This is a genomic window from Hyphomonas polymorpha PS728, assembly GCF_000685315.1.
Taxonomy (GTDB): Bacteria; Pseudomonadota; Alphaproteobacteria; order Caulobacterales; family Hyphomonadaceae; genus Hyphomonas; species Hyphomonas polymorpha.
Map to the genome: position 1 here is coordinate 34,549 of NZ_ARYM01000020.1, position 17,952 is coordinate 52,500.

Annotated in this window: 19 protein-coding genes; 10 read left to right on the forward strand and 9 right to left on the reverse strand. The window is 62.3% G+C overall.

Annotated elements, in window-relative coordinates:
• Window positions 1–2: 2 nt before the first annotated feature.
• The 3 genes from HPO_RS15245 to HPO_RS15255 all read left to right on the forward strand — a co-directional run bounded on the left by HPO_RS15245 (window position 3) and on the right by HPO_RS15255 (window position 2,369).
• Window positions 3–806, forward strand: a complete 804-nt coding sequence (locus HPO_RS15245) for a transglutaminase family protein (RefSeq protein ID WP_035600584.1) — start codon at window positions 3–5, stop codon at window positions 804–806.
• A gap of 24 nt (window positions 807–830) precedes the next feature.
• Window positions 831–1,562 carry a proteasome-type protease gene (locus HPO_RS15250; RefSeq protein ID WP_035600588.1) on the forward strand — a complete coding sequence of 244 codons (732 nt, stop codon included), beginning with the start codon at window positions 831–833 and terminating at the stop codon, window positions 1,560–1,562.
• Between the two features lie 63 nt (window positions 1,563–1,625).
• The gene (locus HPO_RS15255) at window positions 1,626–2,369 is read left to right on the forward strand and encodes a DUF481 domain-containing protein (RefSeq protein ID WP_035600591.1); all 744 of its coding nucleotides are present in this window, start codon (window positions 1,626–1,628) and stop codon (window positions 2,367–2,369) included.
• On the opposite strand, the gene HPO_RS15260 is transcribed toward HPO_RS15255, so the two are convergent.
• From HPO_RS15260 to HPO_RS15270, 3 genes are all read right to left on the reverse strand, one after another.
• Window positions 2,366–3,067, reverse strand: coding sequence for a cysteine peptidase family C39 domain-containing protein (locus tag HPO_RS15260; RefSeq protein WP_035600594.1), 702 nt, complete (start codon window positions 3,065–3,067; stop codon window positions 2,366–2,368). The genes HPO_RS15255 and HPO_RS15260 overlap by 4 nt on opposite strands.
• Window positions 3,068–3,385, reverse strand: a complete 318-nt coding sequence (locus tag HPO_RS15265) for a hypothetical protein (RefSeq protein WP_035600597.1) — start codon at window positions 3,383–3,385, stop codon at window positions 3,068–3,070.
• Window positions 3,386–3,592: 207 nt separating this feature from the next.
• Window positions 3,593–4,609 (reverse strand): 2'-deoxycytidine 5'-triphosphate deaminase, encoded by a 1,017-nt coding sequence (locus tag HPO_RS15270; RefSeq protein WP_035600656.1) that lies wholly within the window; start codon window positions 4,607–4,609, stop codon window positions 3,593–3,595.
• A gap of 61 nt (window positions 4,610–4,670) precedes the next feature.
• On the opposite strand from HPO_RS15270, the gene metZ reads away from it, so the two are divergent.
• Window positions 4,671–5,870, forward strand: a complete 1,200-nt coding sequence (gene metZ / locus HPO_RS15275; RefSeq protein ID WP_035600599.1) for an O-succinylhomoserine sulfhydrylase — start codon at window positions 4,671–4,673, stop codon at window positions 5,868–5,870.
• A gap of 25 nt (window positions 5,871–5,895) precedes the next feature.
• On the forward strand, window positions 5,896–6,312 hold the full coding sequence (gene apaG / locus HPO_RS15280; protein ID WP_035600601.1) for a Co2+/Mg2+ efflux protein ApaG: 417 nt from the start codon (window positions 5,896–5,898) through the stop codon (window positions 6,310–6,312).
• Window positions 6,313–6,333: 21 nt separating this feature from the next.
• On the opposite strand, the gene HPO_RS15285 is transcribed toward apaG, so the two are convergent.
• Together HPO_RS15285 and HPO_RS15290 are read right to left on the reverse strand one after the other, a co-directional pair.
• Window positions 6,334–7,410, reverse strand: coding sequence for a hypothetical protein (locus HPO_RS15285; protein ID WP_035600604.1), 1,077 nt, complete (start codon window positions 7,408–7,410; stop codon window positions 6,334–6,336).
• A 118-nt stretch (window positions 7,411–7,528) separates the two neighbouring features.
• Window positions 7,529–8,335 carry a PhoH family protein gene (locus tag HPO_RS15290; protein ID WP_035600607.1) on the reverse strand — a complete coding sequence of 269 codons (807 nt, stop codon included), beginning with the start codon at window positions 8,333–8,335 and terminating at the stop codon, window positions 7,529–7,531.
• A gap of 262 nt (window positions 8,336–8,597) precedes the next feature.
• On the opposite strand from HPO_RS15290, the gene HPO_RS15295 reads away from it, so the two are divergent.
• Window positions 8,598–9,128 (forward strand): gamma carbonic anhydrase family protein, encoded by a 531-nt coding sequence (locus HPO_RS15295; protein ID WP_035600610.1) that lies wholly within the window; start codon window positions 8,598–8,600, stop codon window positions 9,126–9,128.
• A gap of 56 nt (window positions 9,129–9,184) precedes the next feature.
• Here HPO_RS15295 and HPO_RS15300 read toward each other — a convergent pair whose 3' ends face one another.
• Together HPO_RS15300 and HPO_RS15305 are read right to left on the reverse strand one after the other, a co-directional pair.
• Window positions 9,185–9,790, reverse strand: a complete 606-nt coding sequence (locus HPO_RS15300) for a hypothetical protein (RefSeq protein WP_035600613.1) — start codon at window positions 9,788–9,790, stop codon at window positions 9,185–9,187.
• Entirely contained in the window at window positions 9,790–10,401 is a 612-nt protein-coding gene (locus HPO_RS15305) for a PilZ domain-containing protein (protein WP_035600616.1), read from the reverse strand. The genes HPO_RS15300 and HPO_RS15305 overlap by 1 nt, the downstream gene beginning before the upstream one ends.
• Before the next feature lie 167 nt (window positions 10,402–10,568).
• Between HPO_RS15305 and HPO_RS15310 the strand changes: the two genes are divergently transcribed.
• Complete coding sequence (locus tag HPO_RS15310) at window positions 10,569–12,206, forward strand: choline dehydrogenase (protein ID WP_035600618.1); 1,638 nt, start codon at window positions 10,569–10,571, stop codon at window positions 12,204–12,206.
• Window positions 12,207–12,370: 164 nt separating this feature from the next.
• On the opposite strand, the gene HPO_RS15315 is transcribed toward HPO_RS15310, so the two are convergent.
• The gene (locus tag HPO_RS15315; protein ID WP_035600620.1) at window positions 12,371–12,919 is read right to left on the reverse strand and encodes a PAS domain-containing protein; all 549 of its coding nucleotides are present in this window, start codon (window positions 12,917–12,919) and stop codon (window positions 12,371–12,373) included.
• A gap of 410 nt (window positions 12,920–13,329) precedes the next feature.
• Between HPO_RS15315 and HPO_RS15320 the strand changes: the two genes are divergently transcribed.
• Entirely contained in the window at window positions 13,330–15,924 is a 2,595-nt protein-coding gene (locus tag HPO_RS15320; protein WP_241767939.1) for a TonB-dependent receptor, read from the forward strand.
• 63 nt (window positions 15,925–15,987) lie between these two features.
• Here HPO_RS15320 and HPO_RS15325 read toward each other — a convergent pair whose 3' ends face one another.
• On the reverse strand, window positions 15,988–16,368 hold the full coding sequence (locus tag HPO_RS15325) for a DUF4345 family protein (protein WP_035600621.1): 381 nt from the start codon (window positions 16,366–16,368) through the stop codon (window positions 15,988–15,990).
• Window positions 16,369–16,475: 107 nt separating this feature from the next.
• Between HPO_RS15325 and HPO_RS15330 the strand changes: the two genes are divergently transcribed.
• Both HPO_RS15330 and HPO_RS15335 read left to right on the forward strand, forming a co-directional pair.
• Window positions 16,476–17,189 (forward strand): rhomboid family intramembrane serine protease, encoded by a 714-nt coding sequence (locus HPO_RS15330; protein ID WP_051612667.1) that lies wholly within the window; start codon window positions 16,476–16,478, stop codon window positions 17,187–17,189.
• 114 nt (window positions 17,190–17,303) lie between these two features.
• Window positions 17,304–17,738, forward strand: a complete 435-nt coding sequence (locus HPO_RS15335; protein ID WP_035600624.1) for a CBS domain-containing protein — start codon at window positions 17,304–17,306, stop codon at window positions 17,736–17,738.
• Window positions 17,739–17,952: the final 214 nt, after the last annotated feature.

Sequence of the window (17,952 nt, forward strand, 5' to 3'; positions counted from 1 at the left end):
ACATGCTTCTCAGGATCCTGCACAAGACGCGCTCAGTGTATGATAATCCGGTCGGCTACGGCCTGCTGCAGCTTCGCATGACACCCAAGCCGCGCCCGAACCAGCAGGTGTTAAACTGGAAGACTGTCATCGAAGGCGGAAAGGTCGAGGCGGAGTTTGATGATCAGCATGCAAACCGTGTGCATCTCGTCAGCATGGAGGCGGGGCATTCGGAACTGACGATCACCTGTGAAGGCGAGGTCGAAGTGCGTGATACAGCCGGGGTGGTCGGGCCGCATACCGGTTTTGCCCCGCTCTGGCTGTTCCGTCGCGCGACGCCGCTGACCCGGCCCGGGCCGCACATCCGCCGGCTCGCCAAGGCTGTTCCCGATGCCAGCGGCGGCGATGTTCCCCGCCTGCATGCGCTGGCCGAGATTGTGCGCGGCGCGGTGCGCTATGAAACCGGCCGCACGGACCCGGACACGAAGGCCGAGGAGGCGGTCGAGGCTGGCCATGGCGTATGTCAGGATCATGCGCACATCTTCATTTCGGCGGCGCGCCTGCTGGGCTATCCGGCGCGCTATGCGGGCGGTTATCTGATGATGAATGACCGCGTGGAGCAGGAGGCGGGCCATGCCTGGGCAGAGGTGCATGTGGAGGGGCTTGGATGGGTCGGGTTTGATGTCTCCAACGCCATCTCGCCGGATGACCGCTATGTTCGCGTGGCGACAGGTCTTGACTATGCCGAGACCGCGCCTGTTTCAGGTATGCGCTTCGGTGAGGCCACCGAATCGATGAATGTCCTGATCCAGGTACAACAACAATAAGAAGGCGCTGAAAGCGGCTCACCCATGACGTATTGTGTCGGAATGAAGCTCGATCGCGGACTGGTCTTCATGTCGGACACCCGCACCAATGCGGGCGTCGACAATGTTTCCAAGTTCCGCAAGCTGTTTACCTGGTCCAAGCCCGGCGAGCGTGCGCTGGTGTTGATGACGGCAGGCAACCTTGCCACCACCCAGTCAGTAGTCAGCATTCTGGAGGAGCGCACCAAGGCGCCTTCGGAGCGGCGCCCCTCGATTCTCGAACTGCCTACAATGTTCCAGATCGCGCGGCTGGTCGGGGAAACATTGCGGGAGGTGATCCAATCCAACGCGGCCACCGGGCAGAAGGCTGATTCCACCTTTAACTCGACCATGATCCTCGGCGGCCAGATCAAGGGCGTCGAGCCGCGGCTGTTCCTCATCTATCCGGAAGGCAATTTCATCGAGGCGAGCGACGACACGCCCTTCTTCCAGATTGGTGAGACCAAATATGGCCGGCCGATTCTGGTACGCGCCTATGACCCGGCGATGGAGGTGGAAGAAGCCGTGAAGCTGCTGATGGTGTCGTTCGATTCCACGATCAAGGCGAATCTCTCGGTGGGCCTGCCGCTGGATCTGCAGATCGTCGAGAACGACACGCTACAGCTTGGCGCCTCCAAACGGATCGAGGCAGATGATCCCTATTTCGCGCAGATATCCAGCGGATGGGGCGAGGCACTGAAAAAAGCGTTCGACTCCTTGCCCCCATTCAAGTTTTGACAGGAGGCGCGGTCGCATATCCAGCGGCCGGCCCAGTCAGATATGAGAACAGGGAGCCCTTGCATGAAGGTCATTCTCGCCGCCATCACCACCGTGAGCTATCTCGCCTTGCCGGCAATTGCCGAAGAAGGCACGTGGAAAGGCGAAGGCTCTTTCAGCGCCGGTCTGAACACGGGCAACACGGAGACAAGTGATCTAGGTATTGGCCTCAAAATCAGCCACGAGACGCAAGCCTGGCGCAATGGCGTGGAATTCATCGCCGATTATGGCACGAAGAATGGCAGTCAGACCAAGAACCGGCTGTTTTTCGCAGGCCAATCGGACCGCACACTGAATGATCGCCTTTTTGGCTTTGCCCGCCTGTCGCACGAGATTGACGAGTTTTCCGCCTTCGATAGCCGCTCATTTCTCGGCGGCGGTCTGGGCTGGCAGGTGCTCGAGGGCGGCGCGGCCACCTGGTCGCTTGAGGGTGGCCCCGGTGTGAAATTTGACCGGTTGAAAGCATCCACCACAGGCGTTCCGCCAGAAACGGTGCCAGCGAACTGGGAAGAGTCTTTCTCGTTCATCGCCGCGTCGAAATTCGGATACACCTTCAATGACGCTGTGAAATTCGGGAACAACACGAACCTGCTCTACGCCGATACTTCCACCCAGATCGGCAACAAGACTACGCTGACCGCGCTCTTGACCAAGAGCCTCTCGGCCCGGTTCTCGTTTGAAGTGCGCCACGACACAAACCCGCAGCCGCGCTTTGAAGCGACCGACACGGCGACGCGCTTTTCCATCGTCTATGCGTTTGGGGGTTAGTCCGGCGCGCTGAAAACGATGGCGGCATTACCGAAGGCTTCGCGGTAGCGCGCCAGCCTTTCGGCGCTGATCGTCCGTAGACCCATGATCGGTTCCATCACGATGAACGTGTCTCCGTCATACCCCGAGACCAGGACATAGTGATTGAGGAGATTGCTGCCGGTCTTCTCCGACAGCCAGGCGGCCCGCGATGTGATGAAATTTGCCGGAAAACCAAGGACCGGCACATTTGCGCCGGGCAATTGCCAAGTCTGGACATAGATGGATGGCACCTGCACCGGAACCAGAACGGGCCGGCCCGCTTCCAGTTCTGCCTTCAGCCCGCCTGCGGGCAGGCGCACGGCGCTGCTGACAAGATTCTGGGATTGGGCGAGGGCCTGTAATTCGGCCATCGAATAGCCCGCCTTGGTATCAGCCGGGGGATGGGCGAGAAAAATGTCATTGCCAGCAACCGTGGCAGGGCCACGCCAGTAATTCACGACGCTTGCAAGGGCATGCGCTCCGCAGGCCGCGCCATCTATCTGCTGGTCATGCTGGACCGGCAGCAGCAACGTTTCGGGCGGTGAAACAGCGCCGCCGAACATCTCGAAACTGTTGTTCGATGTCCGGCTGGCAAAGCTGGCCGGATCTGGATTGGGTTGCGTGGCGCAGGCGCTGAGCGTCAGCGACATGGCCGCAAACAGCGCCTGCGCTTTCATTTACAGAACGGAGGCCACAACGATGACGATCGCCACGAGGCCGACAATGGCGAGGAAGTTGTTGGTCGACATGCCGCCCGTATATTCGGCTGCTTCTTCCGGCGACATCACCTGAACTTCATAGCCCTGCTGCTGGTAGGACTGGACGGTCGCGATCTGGCCGTCGGACAGGCCGTAGCGCTGCAGGTCATTGGCGCTGAAAGTCTGGGCTTCAACGCTGCGGAAAGGCGACGGAGCTTCCTGCGCAAACGTAGCTGCAGGAGCAGCGAGCGACAGAGCCAGGCTCACGGCAATAGCGGTCGGAACGCGGAGTTTCATGGGCAATCCTCTTCTATTTTAATTGAGCAACACCTAGGCTACCCGGCCACCTCCGGTGCGGGAGGTAAGGGGCACCGGCGGTTGCGAGCCCGAAACAATCCGGGTCAGCCGATCAACGCAGGGGCCGGGGAGTTGTTCCCTACTGTCTGGTTATTTTCGGATTTTTATCGATCTGGCTCAGGCAGTCACATGCCGGCGGTTTCCCGGTCAAACCGCGAAATGTTTGGAGAGCTTCAGGCCCTGGCCCTGATAGTTCGAGCCTTGGCCCCCATAAAGGTGCCGGGGCTTTTCCGTCATCGGCTCATAGATCAGCTTGGCGACCGGCTGGCCATGCTCAAGGATGAACGGCACGTCGCGGGAGCGCACTTCCAGCACGGCGCGGCTGCCGCCTTTGTTGGTGCCGAAGCCCGGATCGAAGAAGCCCGCATAATGCGCGCGGAACTCGCCCAGCTCCGGCGCGATGGGCGCCATTTCGGCGGCCTCATTTGCGGGCACCTTCACGGTCTCGCGGCTAACGAGAATGTAGAACTCTTCGGGATTGAGCACGATGCGGCCATTCTGCGGATAGACCGGTTCCCAGAACTGGCTGACCTCATGGGCGCCAAGGCCGCGCAGATCGACCACGCCGGAATGGGCCTTGGCGCGGTAGCCGGCCGGCTCTCCCGCCGGGGGCTCAAGGTCAATCGACACGACCTTCTCGCGCAGCGTTTCAGGCTTCTTCTTCTTGAAGCGCAGCTGGGCGAGGCGGTCTCCGGGGCGCACCTTGATCGGGAAGGTGCGCGGGCTGACCTCCAGATAGAGCGGGCCGGAATAGCCCATCGGCACTTCATCGAACGCCTTGCCTTTGTTGGTGACAAGGCGGGTGAACACGTCGATCCGGCCGGTGGAGCTTTTGGGATTGGCCCGCGCCGACAGGCCAGCGGGCAGGCGCAGGGACTCCTGCAGCGGCACCAGATAGACACAGCCGGTTTCCAGCACCGCGCCTTCCTGGGTGAGGTCGATCCGGTGAAGGTGGATGCCGGGCTCCTGCAGCATCTCGGCAACGGTGCGATCCTTGCCGGGCAGGAAACTGGCCCGGAGGCGATAGGCGTCCACTGCCAGGCGCAGATCGAGGCTGGCGGGCTGAATCTGCCCCGGTTCCGGCGCTTCATCGCACCGGATCGCCCCGCTTTTCAGCAGGTCTTCAATCTCGAAGTCGGGAATAACCCCGCTAATATCAGCCATCACTTGCACCCTGTTGGGCTCAGGCATAAGACCCGCTGCTGGAAACACAAGGATCAGAGCCATGGCCGATGCATCGGGCAACGACAAGAAGGGCTGGAAGCCCGCCACCCAGGCGGTGCGCGGCGGCCTGATGCGTTCCCAGCATGGCGAGATTTCCGAAGCGCTCTACCTGACCTCCGGTTACGCCTACGACTCGGCCGAACAGGCGATGCGCCGCATGGCCGGGGAAGAAGAAGGCTTCGTCTATTCCCGCTATGGCAGCCCGACCAATGAGATGCTCCAGCAGCGTCTCTGCCTGATCGAAGGCGCCGAGGCCTGCCGGGTGACCGGATCGGGCATGGGCGCCATTTCCTCCGCCATTCTGGCGCCGCTCAAGGCCGGTGACCGGGTGGTGGCGGCAACGGCCCTTTTCGGGTCCTGCCGCTGGATCATCGCCAATCAGATGCCGAAATTCGGCATCGAGGCGGTGTTCGTGGACGGGGCAGACCTCGACGCCTGGAAGCGCGAGATCGGCAAGGGTTGCCAGCTGGTGCTGATCGAAAGCCCGGCCAATCCGCTGCTCGACGGGGTGGACATTGAGGCGGTGGCGAAGCTTGCCAAGGCCGCTGGCGCGCTGCTGGTAGTGGACAATGTGTTCGCAACGCCGGTGCTGCAGCGCCCGCTGGAGCTGGGCGCCGATGTGGTCGCCTATTCGGCCACCAAGCATATGGACGGGCAGGGCAGGGTTCTGCTGGGCGCGATCCTGACAGACACCAAGCGGATGAGCGACGTCTACGATCCGTGGCTGCGCCATATGGGGCCTGCGGCGTCGCCGTTTAATGCCTGGGTAGTGCTGAAAGGTCTTGAGACGATGCAGCTGCGCGTCGAGGCGCAGAGCCGGACGGCGGCGCGCCTGGCCGACGCGCTGGCAGCGCATCCGGCGGTCAATGCCGTGCGCTATCCCCACCGCCAGGACCATCCTCATTATGAGGTGCACAAGAAGCAGATGAAGATGGGGGGCACGCTGCTCGCCCTGTCGCTGAAGGGCGGGCAGGACGCGGCGTTCCGTTTCCTGAACGGGTTGAAACTGGTCGACATCTGCAACAATCTGGGCGACACCAAATCGCTCGCCTGCCACCCCTCGACCACGACCCACCGTGCCCTGAGCGATGCCGAGCAGGCAGCGATGGGGCTTGACCGAAGCTGGATCAGATTGTCTGTCGGGCTGGAAGATGGCGACGATCTGGAAGCCGATCTCCTTGCCGCCCTTAACAGCTTGTGAACCTATGCCGGGGAAGGCTTGGTCCATGGCAAGACGCCCCGCTCCTCCGCAATATGAGGCCATCACTGATGGCGTCCGCATCCGTGTGCGGCCGAAATTCCTGCACGACGAATCCGAGCCCGCGCGGGCGAAATTCATGTGGCAGTATACGGTGGAAGTGGAGAATGAGAGCGACCGGACCTGGACCATCATCCGCCGTCACTGGCGCATTGTGGACTCGGCGGGGCGGCTGCAGGCGGTCGATGGCGAGGGCGTGATCGGCCAGACTCCCACGGTCGGGCCGGGTCAGCGCTTCAGCTATACATCCGGCGCGCCGCTGGCCACGCCATCGGGCATGATGACCGGCACTTACGACCTTGTGGACGATGAGGGCGAAGAGATGGTGGCGCGGATCCCGGCCTTCTCGCTCGACAGCCCGTATGACACCTCCCGCCCCAGCTGAGGCGGGGATGTGCTGCCGGGGCTAACGCCAGGCTTCCGGGCGGCCGGGCATCTGTTCGCCAAGTTTCAGAACCCTGAAATTGCGGCCCATCATGTCTTCGGTGAACAGCAGGCTGAGGTCGGCGGGGGCCAGCAGGCCCTGCCAGGCTTCGAGCTGTGCCGGCGCGGATTCGGCGAAGAGAACGGTTGAGCCGGTCTGGTCCACAACGATGGCGCCATATTCCTGCAGCGCGCGGGCGATGACTTTGGCAGCGGGCGTGAGGTTCGTGTTCTCTATATCATAGGCCGGGTCGAGCTGGATGCGGGCCCCCATCGGCAGGCCGACAAGATTAGGCTCGGCGCCTTCGGGGGCTTCCAGCGCCATGCTGGCGGGCGAGACGAAGCTGCCGGTACGCGGCGCGGGGTAGGCAATGGCAAGGGCATGATCGATGCGGCCCGCCTTGATCTCGTCAATCCGGATCAGGCCTGCAATCAGCGGAACGCCCGAGGGGCGCGGGGAGGCCGACAGGTTGGCGTCCGGCGCCGTCATCCAGGGGGCGGCAACGCCTGTACCTGTCAGGTCCGCTTCGGCGCCGAAGGAGGTGCCCCAGTAACCTGTTTCCGGGTCTTGAGCGCCCTGCTTCATTTCCCAGGCACGGCCGGCGGCAGGGTCGATCATGGCGAGATAGGCGGTGCTGCCTTCGGGGCCGGGAGGCACAGCGAACGCCGGCGCAGGAATGCGCGTGCCCGGCTCGAAGCCGCGTCCGTAATAGCCTTCAAAGTAAGGGAAAACCTTCTTCTTCGGCGTCTTGGCGGAGTCGATATAGTAGGTCGCTACCGAATAGAGCGGCATGTTGATGGCCAGCGAGCTGTGGCTGGCGAAATCTTCGATCAGGACTTCGGAGAGCGGGTCGATCGTCGCATCCGCGGGGATTTTGGTGTTCCAGGGGCTGTCTGCCGAGAAGGGGCGCCAGCCTGCAGGCGCCTCGGCAGCGGCAGCGATCTCAGCGGGCGTTGGCGCGGCGGCGGGCGCCGATTTTGTATCAAATCCGGTCTGCGCGCAGGCTGCAACGGCCAGAACCGACAGCGCGACAGCAAGTTTGGAGCCTGATTTCAGCATGTTTCCCTCCTGGGGACAGGTATCTTCCCGTCGGCAGGCAAGAAACAGGCCAATTAAGAAGCCGGGCCCCGCGAGAGACCCGGCTTTAAGGTTAATCAGCGGCAAGGGCGCGCCGGGTTCAGAGAACGTCCAGCATCTCCGCAACGAGGGGGTGGCGGACCACATCTGCCGCCTCCAGCCGGATGACCGAGGCGCCAGACAGGGCTTCCAGCTTGTCTGCGGCTTTGGCCAGGCCGGAGAATTCGGGCAGCAGGTCTGACTGGTTCGGATCGCCGGTGATGACCATGGTGGAGTGCCAGCCAAGGCGGGTCAGCAGCATCTTGAGCTGGGTGTAGGTGCAGTTCTGCGCCTCGTCGATGACGATGAAGGCATTGTTGAGCGTGCGCCCGCGCATGAAGCCGATGGGCGCAATCTCGATCACGCCTTCCGACAGCATGTGCTTGAGTTGCGCCGGGGAGAGCCGGTCTGACAGGGCGTCGTAAAGCGGGCGCAGATAGGGGGCGAGCTTGTCTTCCATGCCGCCGGGCAGGAAGCCGATCTGTTCGCCCGCCTCAACCGCCGGGCGGGAGAGCACGATCTTGGAAACGCGCCCCTTCTGCAGGGCTTCAACGGCTTTGCAGATGGCCAGGTAGGTTTTGCCGGTGCCGGCGGGCCCCAGGGCGCAGACCAGGGCATGGCTGTCCATAGCCGCCATAAGCTGGGCCTGGTTTTCCGAGCGGGGCTTGACGGTTTTCTGATACCGCTGGGTGCGGTCCTGCTGGGGCGAAAGATTGGTCACCGGATGGGCATCGTCAGGGTGCCAGCCGCGCCCGCCTTCTATGGCGTGGAGATGGGCGCCCTTGCCGCGTGCCGGCTCGTCGAACCAGGCTGACGAGCGCACTTCCGAAGCGGCTTTCAGGCGTTTGGCAGGATTGCGTTTACCCATGGGAGGCCTCCTTGCTTGCAGGCATGAAAAAAGCCGCTGGCAGGAATGCGCAGCGGCCCGGTGAAGAGAAGGAAGAGAGAGGCCCCAGCCTTGCAGGCGGCGAGCCCGTATCCGGAAGGGGCGCTTCCGGTGGTGAGGTGAAAATGGGCACCAAGCGAGCCATTGCCTCTCCGAATCTGAGATGACTATACACTACCAGTATTATCCGACGGTTAAGTGACATTCCGCGAGCGTAACGATTTGCGGGCAGGAGGAGATTGATATGGCCATTTTCGAACTGGATGGGGTGGCGCCGCAATTGCCGGGCGAGGGCAAGTTCTGGATTGCCGAAAGCGCCGAAGTGATTGGCAATGTGATCCTGAAGGAGAACGCCTCGGTCTGGTATGGCTGTGTCCTCCGCGGGGATAATGACCCTATAATCATTGGAGAAAATTCCAACATTCAGGATCTTTCAGTGATCCATACCGACATCGGCGCGCCCGTGACGATCGGGAAGAATGTCACCATTGGCCACCGGGTGATCCTGCACGGATGCGAAATTGGCGATGACACGCTGATCGGCATGGGATCGACGATCCTCAATCGGGTCAAGATTGGCCGAAATTGCATCATCGGGGCTAATGCCCTGATTCCGGAAGGAAAAGAGATCCCCGACAACTCGCTTGTGATGGGCGCGCCGGGAAAAGTGGTCAAAGATGTATCAGAGGTCCAGCTTCAGGTGATCAGGATGTCCGCGATCCACTATGTCGAGAACTGGCAGCGCCATTCAAAGGGCATCAAGCGTATCGGCTGAGCCGTTTGGCGGACACCTGCAGGACAAATCCGGACACTTTCGGACAGATTTAGAGGTCAGGAGAGGGGCGCGTTCCAGACGGGGCGCACCGCCGCCGCCATGTCTTCCTCAAAACCGACCCAGCCGAGCCGGGCCTCACGGGTCTGCAACACGAAGACCTGCGCTGTCTTCGGCAGGGCCTCGGCAAGGGTGGCGCGTACTTCCGAAAGAGAACGGGCCGAGCGCAGGAGGAACGTGCCGGGAATGGGTTGCATATGCTTGCCGAGCGTGTCGAGGCAGGCAGGCAGGTCGCGCCAGAGCGCGGCTTCGGCCGGGGCAGGGGCGCGGGCGGTGATCAGATAGTTGGCCGCTTCAGCCCGGCGGCGGGCGCGTTCAGCAAAAGCCGGGGCCAGCGCTTCGGCAAGCCGGGGCATGTCGCGGATCGGCAGGAAGGGCTGATCATCGCCGCCGGAGATGCGTGAGGCGGCGTGAAGCCGGCCTTCGATGGCAAATTGCTGTATCTGGCCGAGCGTGTAAGGACCGTGAACCTCGCCGCCGGCAAGCACCCGCCAGATGGCGGGGTCTATGCGGGAGAGGTCGATCGGGGCGGCGGCAGCGCTGGCCGGCGCGCCGGGCGCCTGGCCGGTAACCTGTTTCACCCGGCGGCCAAGATCATCTGCCATCAGTTGGAAGCGGCGGGTTTCTGCCCATGGACATAGCGGACGGCGAACTTGTCGCCGGTGACGCGGACAACTTCGCCGACAAGATTGCCGACGGTAACGCGTTCGCCCACGAAGGGTGGCTTGCCGGTGGTTTCAAAGGCAGCGCCGGTGAGGGAGATGTCCGTCACGCTGCACTTCAGCTGACTGCCATCGGCCAGATTTACGATGGCTTCACCGCTGGCGCGGTAGCGGGTTTCGCCCCGCTCTTCCTCAAGACCGAGCTTGTCGCGATTGATCAGCCAGGTGAGACGGTCGGCGAGCTTGTCGCGCTTGTGCGGCGAGGTGTGGAAGCGCACGGCGAAGCCTTCGGGCGAAACGCGCACGACATTGGCCACAACCCGGCCAACCTCGTCGAAATAGCAGACGACCTGCTGATCAAGTCCGGGGCGTTCCGAAGAGACGATGAAGGCGCCATCGCAGGAAATGTCGGCCGTGCTGAGCACATGGTCTTCACTGTCGCCGATTAGGAAACGGCCGGTCAGTTTCAACTCGACCCGCTTGAAGCCACGGCGGTCACGGCGGGAAAGCCGTCCGGACTCAGCGTCCTGGGGATGGGCGAGCGGTCGCGTCATTATCGCTACTTCCTGCTTGGCCGATTGCGCTCACCCCAACGCAATAAAGGCAATATGTCACGTCTGACAGATAGTTCATGATCGTTGACAATTTCTTGCGCACACCCGTGAACAAGATAGTTTACGGCTAACAATGAAGAACGGCCGGCCGCCGGGAGGAAAACAAGATGGACAGCTTCGACTATATTATCGTCGGTGCCGGCAGCGCGGGATGCGTGCTGGCAAACCGCCTCTCTGCAGATCCCACAGTGAAGGTCTGCCTGATCGAGGCGGGGAAAAAAGACACCTCCCTGATGGTAAAGATGCCTGCGGGCGTCGGCGGCCTGATCAAGCAGGCGAACGACCATAACTGGGGTTTCTTCACCGAGCCTCAGCAGTATATGGAAAACCGCCGCCTCTACTGGCCCCGCGGCAAGGGTTGGGGCGGATCGTCCTCCATCAATGGCATGGTCTATATCCGCGGCCATGCGGGCGACTATGATCTCTGGGGCCAGATGGGCCTGAAGGGCTGGAGCTTTGCCGATGTGCTGCCCTATTTCCGCAAGTCGGAGAGCTATGAGGGCGGGGCCAATGATTTCCATGGCGGTAGCGGCCCGCTGAACGTGACCGAGAGCCCGATGTCCGGCCCGGTCTACCAGGCTTTTATCGATGCCGGGCGGGAAGCCGGTTATCCGGTTACGGAAGACTTCAACGGCGCCAGCCAGGAAGGCTTTGGCCGCTATCAGCGCACGATTTTCAAAGGCGGGCGCTGGAGCGCATCTTTCGCCTATCTGCGCCCGATCGAAACTCAGCGGCCCAACCTCAAGATCATTTCCACCGGTGTGGTGACGCGCGTGGTGATCGAAAAGGGCAAGGCCGTGGGTGTGGAAGTCGTGGAAGGCAAGGGGCGCATTGCCCGGCAGATCCGCGCTGACCGTGAAGTGATCCTCTCGGCAGGCGCAGTGCAGTCGCCGCAGATCCTGCAGCTGTCCGGCGTGGGCGATCCGGAGGTACTGAAGCGCCATGGCATCGAGACGACGGTGAAATCCACCGGTGTGGGCCGCAACCTTCAGGACCATCTCGACGTGACGGTGATCCATGACATGCCGGTGCCGCTGTCGGCCTATTCGCTGCAGAAGGGCATCAAGAAGCTGGGCGTGGGTCTGCAATATCTCTATAACCAGACTGGTCCGGGGGCGGATAACTTCCTGCAGGCGGGCGCGTTCCTCTCCTCACGGCCGGGCCTGGCGATGCCGGACATTCAGCTGCACCTCGTCAATGCCATCATGATGGACCATGGCAATGCCGGGCCGGAGAAGGATGGCTATACGGTCCACGCCTGCCAGCTGCGTCCGGAAAGCCGGGGCACGGTTATGCTGGCCTCGAACGATCCGTTTGCCCATCCGGCAATCGACCCGAACTATCTCGCTACGGAAGAAGACCGCCGCGTGATGCGCGAGTCGGTGAAGATGGTGCGCGAGGTTTGCCGCCAGAATGCGCTGAAAGCCTATACCGGCGGGGAAATCCTCCCCGGTGCATCGGTGAAGACCGATGCCGAGATCGACGCCTTCATCCGCCAGAAGGGCGAGACGATCTATCACCCGGTCGGCACGGTTTCGATGGGCGCAACCGAAGCAAGCCCGGTCGACGGAGAGCTGCGCGTGCGCGGTGTGGAAGGTTTGCGCGTGGTGGATGCCTCGGTGATGCCGACACTGGTGGGCGGCAACACCAATGCGCCGACCATCATGGTGGCGGAGAAAGCTGCCGACATGATCCTCGGCCGCGCCGCGTTGGCCCGCGAGGAGCCCGCGCTGGCGGGGGCCTGAGCTGTCTTTGAAACCGATAGCGTGAAACCTGGCGCGGGACGCGGAGATTATGGGGATCTCGCGTTCCGCCCGGTGATGCGCGCCATTCTGGCGCGCTCAGCCCCCTGACCACCGGCAAGGCCAGGCTTCACGCAGGCTGCCCTTGCGGGCAGAGCCTGTTCTTTTCAGTTCGATGCCACCAAGCGCAGCTTCGGGCCGACGCGGCGGGTATCGGGGGGCACGATCATCGAGACGCGGTGACGGAAGACTGGCTGGCCATTGAGCGCGCCTTCGCTGCCGAGCGTCTGATAAAGGCCGAGCATACGGCTGCGCGTTGCGCCGGTCATACCAGCCGATAGCGGCATGAGGGTGACTTCCAGTTCAGCGCGGGCGCCCGATAGGGTTTCACCGCGCCCGCGGATGACACCCGGACCGCCATCCAGGCGGATCGCCTCAAGGCAGGCATCGACCATAACGCGGTCCGGACCAGTCCAGAGATCCAGGAAATTATGATTCGACAGGCGGCGCCCGACCAGTGAGGTGACGGCTTCGCCGGCGGTGCGCACAAGCCAGGTGCGATCGTCCATCAGCTCGAGCACGAAGATGCGCTCGATCAGGTCTTCATGTTCGGCCACGTTGGGGCCGGCTGCGGCGTGCACATCCGGCTCGGTCTGCATGCGGCGCCAGGCGTCCAGCAGGACACGGGTGTTCGGGTGGATCGAATGCTCGACCATGTTCTGGATTGCTCCTGGTGTTCCATCGGGCCAAGGGGAGGCCCTTTCCGGCTCCTCAATCGCAATAATTGTTCCAGTTCGCGCGCCGCGGTGTAATTCACGCAGTGGGGGAATAAACGTGCGTGCGGGGGCGGTTTAATACGCTTCAGAGGGAAGAATTGGCGGGGCGGGGCGGGCGGGGGCGAACGCTTGTGCCTCGCGCGCGGCCACCAAGCGTTTCACGCCGGAACACATGCGCCAGGGTTACGCCCGGTGCGCCTGCCGGTTGTCTGTGGGCAGGTCTTGCCTTGCCGCGAATCTGCCGATTACAATCTATTCATAATAATAAGAAACTTTGCTGGCGCCCGCGTTCCCACCGGACAGGGCGATGGCACACACGATCAGCAGAACTCCCAGGAAGGAAACTCCACGTGTCAAAATCTGAAGTGACGCCAGCAGGCCGCAAGGCCCTGAGCGCCGTGCTTTGCCTTGGCGTCGGCCTGACTGCCCTTTCGGCCGCCGCCCCGGCGCTGGCCCAGGAACAGGAAGCCGCCGAAGAAACCCGCACCATGCAGACCGTGACGATCACGGCCACCAAGCGCGAACAGACGCTGCAGGATGTGCCAATTGCCGTGTCGGTGGTGGACGATACCACCATTGAGCGGGCGGCCATTGTCGACCTCAACGACCTGCAGTCGATCATTCCGTCGCTGCGCGTTGGCCAGCTGCAGTCTTCGGCCAACACCAACTTCGTGATCCGCGGCTTCGGCAACGGGGCGAATAATGCCGGTATCGAGCCGTCGGTCGGTGTCTTTATTGATGGTGTCTACCGCTCGCGCTCTGCCTCGCAGATTTCCGACCTTCCGAACATCGAGCGCGTGGAAGTCCTGCGCGGGCCGCAGTCGACCCTGTTCGGCAAGAACGCATCGGCAGGCGTGATCTCGGTCGTCACCAAGAAACCGCAATACGAGTTTGGCGGCGTGGTTGATGGCACGATCAGCAATGAGAATGGCTACCGCGCAAACGGCTATGTCACGGGTCCGCTGGCGGAGAACCTCGCCGGCGCCGTGGGCGTCACGTACAACAAGCGCGATGGCTATGTCGAAGATATCGGCACGGGCACCGAGACGAACGAACGCAACCGCTGGGGCATCCGCGGAGACCTGCTGTTCGAGCCGGATGTGAACACCTCTTTCCGTCTGATGGCGGACTATGACCAGATCGACGAGCTGTGCTGCGCAGCGGCCAACGTCGTCAACGGACCGACAGGCGCCATCGTGCAGGCCATCGGCGGGCAGATCGTTCCGGAAGATCCCTACAGCTATCGCGTGGCCTACAACCTTCCGTCCACGAACAAGGTCGACAATGGCGGCCTGTCGCTGCAGGCAGACTTCGACTTCGAAAAAGTGCGCCTGACCTCGATTACCGCGTATCGCATGTCGCGCCTGGAGACGAACCAGGATTCCGACTTCACCGGCGCTGACCTGCTGGGCGAGAACTCCAACAAGACCGATATCGATACCTTCACCCAGGAATTCCGCCTGACATCGACCGATGGCGAGCGCCTCGACTGGATGGTCGGCGGTTTCTATTTCGACGAAAAGGTCGATATCCAGAATGCGCTGCTCTACGGGACGGACTACCGCGCCTATGCCAACGCGCTGGCGGGCGGCCTTAACCCCAATACGGGCGTGATCACCGACATTCTGGCGGGCCTTGAAAGCGCGCTGGGGCTTCCGGTGGGCACGACGCTCGCCCAGGCAGGCCAGGGCTTCCGCGACGATGCCGGCCAGGACAACACCGCCTGGTCGCTTTTCGGAACGGTTGACTACCGCCTGACGGACCGCCTGACGGCAACGATTGGCCTCAACTATACTGAAGACAAGAAAGACGCGCGCAACAGCATCCAGGCGACGGACGTGCTCTCCTCGCTGGACTTCGTTGCGATCGGCTTTGCCCAGACGATGGCGGGTTTCGGCGTGAACGCGCAGAACCCGGCGCAGGTGGCTGCTTTCGCGCAGGCCAACCCGGCGGCCTTCGCCGCCATTCAGGCCGCTGTTCAGAACCCGGCACAAAACCCGCTGCTGGCCCTCCAGCCGCTGCAGTTCCTGCCGCCCTTCCTGGGCTTCCCGAACGCCGTGGAAGATGGCCGCTCGAAAGATTCCGCCACGACCTACACGCTGCGCCTCGCGTACGATGTGAACGACAACCTCAACACCTATGTGTCGTATGCCACGGGCTTCAAGGCGACGTCCTGGAACCTGTCGCGCGACTCGCGTCCTTTTGCGTCGGACTTCATCCCCGGTTCGCCCGTGACGAGCCCGCCTTCCTCTCCCATCCGTGACGCAGGCCTTGCCCTACCGAACCTTACGACCGGTTCACGCTATGCCGGGCCGGAAGATTCGACTGTGTTCGAAGTGGGCCTGAAAGGCGTCTATTCCAACGTCGCGTTCAATCTCGCCTATTTCGACCAGACGATTGAAGGCTTCCAGTCGAACGTGTTCACGGGCACGGGCTTCGCGCTGGCGAATGCCGGCAAGCAGTCCAACAAGGGTCTTGAATTCGACGTGACCTGGAACCCGATCAGCAATCTGCAGCTGATGGTGGCCGGGACGCTTCAGGATCCGGTCTATGACAGCTTCCCGAACTCGGCGAGCGGCGACCTGTCCGGAGAAAAGGTCTACGGTATCCCGGAAGTGGCCACCTCCACGGCGGCGACGTATTTCTTCGATGTCGCGGGTTGGGACGCCTATGTCCGCGGCGACTGGCAGTATGAAAGCGCCGTCGACCATTTCGACAGCGACGCCGAACAGGCCGCCTTCGGCGAACAGAAGAAGGTCAACACCTTCAATGCCTCGACCGGCTTCACCAATGAGTCGGGTCTGGGTGTGACGCTGTGGGTGCGCAACGTGTTCAACGACGAATACATCACGACCGCCTTCCCGGCCGTGGCGCAGGCTGGCTCCTATATGGGCTATCCGGTAGCGCCGCGTTCCTATGGTGTGACGCTGCGCAAGACGTTCTGAGACGGCTCCGGCCAGTGTTTCTTATGGAAGCCCCGCCTCGCTGGCGGGGCTTTTCTTTTGGGATCAGGGCTGCCGGGTGGCTCTGAGCGCGAGAATCGCCCCGGCCAGAACGATCACCTCAAAGGCCACGAAGCCGATATACGCGCTGGTGGGGGCGGGGCCGAGCAGCAGGGCAAAGCCGCGCGCGAACACATAGCCGCCCATATATACAATGAGAAACCAGAGCGCGGGCAGCGTCAGGGAGGGGCGAATCGCGCCGCCGGCGCAGAGCAGGGCGGCAGCCAGGCTGACCCCGCCATAGATGCCGCGCAGCTCGTAAGCCCCATTTGGGCCGCTCACAACGACGCCGAGGCTGCCGGCCATGCCGACAGGGTTTGCTAGGGAGGCGGCGCCGAAGAGGGCGAAAAGGGCCGCGACGAGCCCGAGAAACAGCTTCACGTACATAAGAGAAGAACTAGTTTCAGGCGTCGGCGAGGCAAATTTAACGTTCGCGCCTACATGAAAGGACGCGCCGCAGGCCGATTCTGGCCGCGCAAAATGAGGATTTCCGGATGCAACCTGCTGAAAAGCGCCCCCCGATCGTCAACGCGCCGCTGCCTTTGACAGTGTTTGCGCTGCTGCTGATCGCGCTTCACGGCGCTCGCGTCTTCGCTCCGCAAGAGCTGGAAATCGCGGCGCTGTATCATGGGGCGCTGTTTCCGGAACGCTTCTGGGGGTGGATCGGCGGTCCCGTTCTGCTGCCCGGCGTGGCGCCGCCCTACGCCGGATGGATGGGCGCGATGGCGCCTTTTGTGCTTAGCACCCTGCTGCACGGGGACTGGTTTCACGTTATTCTGAACGCCGTTTTCATGATCGCCATCGGCAAGCCGGTGCTGGAAATGCTCTCGGCTCTGCGCGGTGGATATGGTCCCGGTGCGATCATAATGCTCTTTGTGCTGATCTTCTTTTCCCAGGCGGGAGGCGGGCTGGTTTATCTGTTGCTCAACAATCCATCCGGCCCGATTGCGGTGGGCGCTTCGGGCGGAATCAGTGGTCTGATGGGAGCCTTTTTCCTGATGCGGGAAGGCGCGTCATCGCGGCTTCTGTCTCGCAACTTCCTGACGGTGACCAGTATATTCATCATCGCAAACTTTCTGTTTGCCCTGGTTGGGCCGGCCCTTCTGGGCGCATCGATTGCCTGGGAGGTGCATGCGGGCGGCTATGTTGCTGGGGCGCTTTTTGCCCGTGTGCTGATTTGGAACGCTCTGCGCAAACTCGATATATAGACGGAAACAGGGCATTTAACGCCGATTTCATGGGAGTCGCATCGCGTTCCCGCTTATGGTATCCTTCGTTCAGGTGAGACGGCCTGAAGGCCGCCGCCGCGATGGAGGACCGGAATGATCATTGAACAGATTCTCAACGACAAGGGCCGTGAAGTCATCACGTTGCGGGCCGATGATACCCTGCGCGCAGCGGCGCGCCTGCTGGATGAACGGCGGATCGGGGCAGCCGTGACGCTGGATGCTGATGGCGAGATCGTCGGTGTGCTGTCGGAACGCGATATCGTCCGGCAGTTTGCAAGGGAGGGGGAGGCGGCCCTCGAGATGAAGGTCGGCAACGCCATGACCCGGGCCGTGATCACCATCACGGCGGACGCCCCCATCGACCAGGCGCTGCAGCTGATGACGGACCGGCGCATCCGGCATCTTCCCGTGGTGCGCAATAACCGGCTGACGGGCTTTGTCTCGATCGGGGATCTGGTGAAATGGAAGATCGCGGAGACCGAGGCGGAGGCTCAGGCGATGAAGTCTTACCTCTCCGCCCAGTTCTGACCCTTTTCCACAAACAGCAGTGAATCTGTGAATTTCGCAGAATGAGGGCTTGTGGTTCTGAGAAGGCACCGATACATCGCGGCCTTCGCTGAGCCGGGCGGAAACAAACGGCCCAGCGAAGACCGCCCAGCGGTCGCCGAACGGAAGAAAAGGGGTTGCCCTTTACATCGAACAGCGGCTATATGTGCGGTTCTCCCGAACGCCCGAACAAATG

Excerpts from the sequence above, each read along its gene's own strand:
- HPO_RS15330 (WP_051612667.1), top strand. The coding sequence starts at position 16,476 with ATGCAACCTGCTGAAAAGCGCCCCCCGATCGTCAACGCGCCGCTGCCT.
- HPO_RS15295 (WP_035600610.1), top strand. The coding sequence starts at position 8,598 with ATGGCCATTTTCGAACTGGATGGGGTGGCGCCGCAATTGCCGGGCGAG.
- HPO_RS15335 (WP_035600624.1), top strand. The coding sequence starts at position 17,304 with ATGATCATTGAACAGATTCTCAACGACAAGGGCCGTGAAGTCATCACG.
- metZ (WP_035600599.1), top strand. The coding sequence starts at position 4,671 with ATGGCCGATGCATCGGGCAACGACAAGAAGGGCTGGAAGCCCGCCACC.
- apaG (WP_035600601.1), top strand. The coding sequence starts at position 5,896 with ATGGCAAGACGCCCCGCTCCTCCGCAATATGAGGCCATCACTGATGGC.
- HPO_RS15245 (WP_035600584.1), top strand. The coding sequence starts at position 3 with ATGCTTCTCAGGATCCTGCACAAGACGCGCTCAGTGTATGATAATCCG.
- HPO_RS15285 (WP_035600604.1), bottom strand. The coding sequence starts at position 7,410 with ATGCTGAAATCAGGCTCCAAACTTGCTGTCGCGCTGTCGGTTCTGGCC.
- HPO_RS15310 (WP_035600618.1), top strand. The coding sequence starts at position 10,569 with ATGGACAGCTTCGACTATATTATCGTCGGTGCCGGCAGCGCGGGATGC.
- HPO_RS15255 (WP_035600591.1), top strand. The coding sequence starts at position 1,626 with ATGAAGGTCATTCTCGCCGCCATCACCACCGTGAGCTATCTCGCCTTG.
- HPO_RS15305 (WP_035600616.1), bottom strand. The coding sequence starts at position 10,401 with ATGACGCGACCGCTCGCCCATCCCCAGGACGCTGAGTCCGGACGGCTT.
- HPO_RS15315 (WP_035600620.1), bottom strand. The coding sequence starts at position 12,919 with ATGGTCGAGCATTCGATCCACCCGAACACCCGTGTCCTGCTGGACGCC.
- HPO_RS15270 (WP_035600656.1), bottom strand. The coding sequence starts at position 4,609 with ATGGCTGATATTAGCGGGGTTATTCCCGACTTCGAGATTGAAGACCTG.
- HPO_RS15260 (WP_035600594.1), bottom strand. The coding sequence starts at position 3,067 with ATGAAAGCGCAGGCGCTGTTTGCGGCCATGTCGCTGACGCTCAGCGCC.
- HPO_RS15325 (WP_035600621.1), bottom strand. The coding sequence starts at position 16,368 with ATGTACGTGAAGCTGTTTCTCGGGCTCGTCGCGGCCCTTTTCGCCCTC.
- HPO_RS15300 (WP_035600613.1), bottom strand. The coding sequence starts at position 9,790 with ATGGCAGATGATCTTGGCCGCCGGGTGAAACAGGTTACCGGCCAGGCG.
- HPO_RS15250 (WP_035600588.1), top strand. The coding sequence starts at position 831 with ATGACGTATTGTGTCGGAATGAAGCTCGATCGCGGACTGGTCTTCATG.
- HPO_RS15290 (WP_035600607.1), bottom strand. The coding sequence starts at position 8,335 with ATGGGTAAACGCAATCCTGCCAAACGCCTGAAAGCCGCTTCGGAAGTG.
- HPO_RS15265 (WP_035600597.1), bottom strand. The coding sequence starts at position 3,385 with ATGAAACTCCGCGTTCCGACCGCTATTGCCGTGAGCCTGGCTCTGTCG.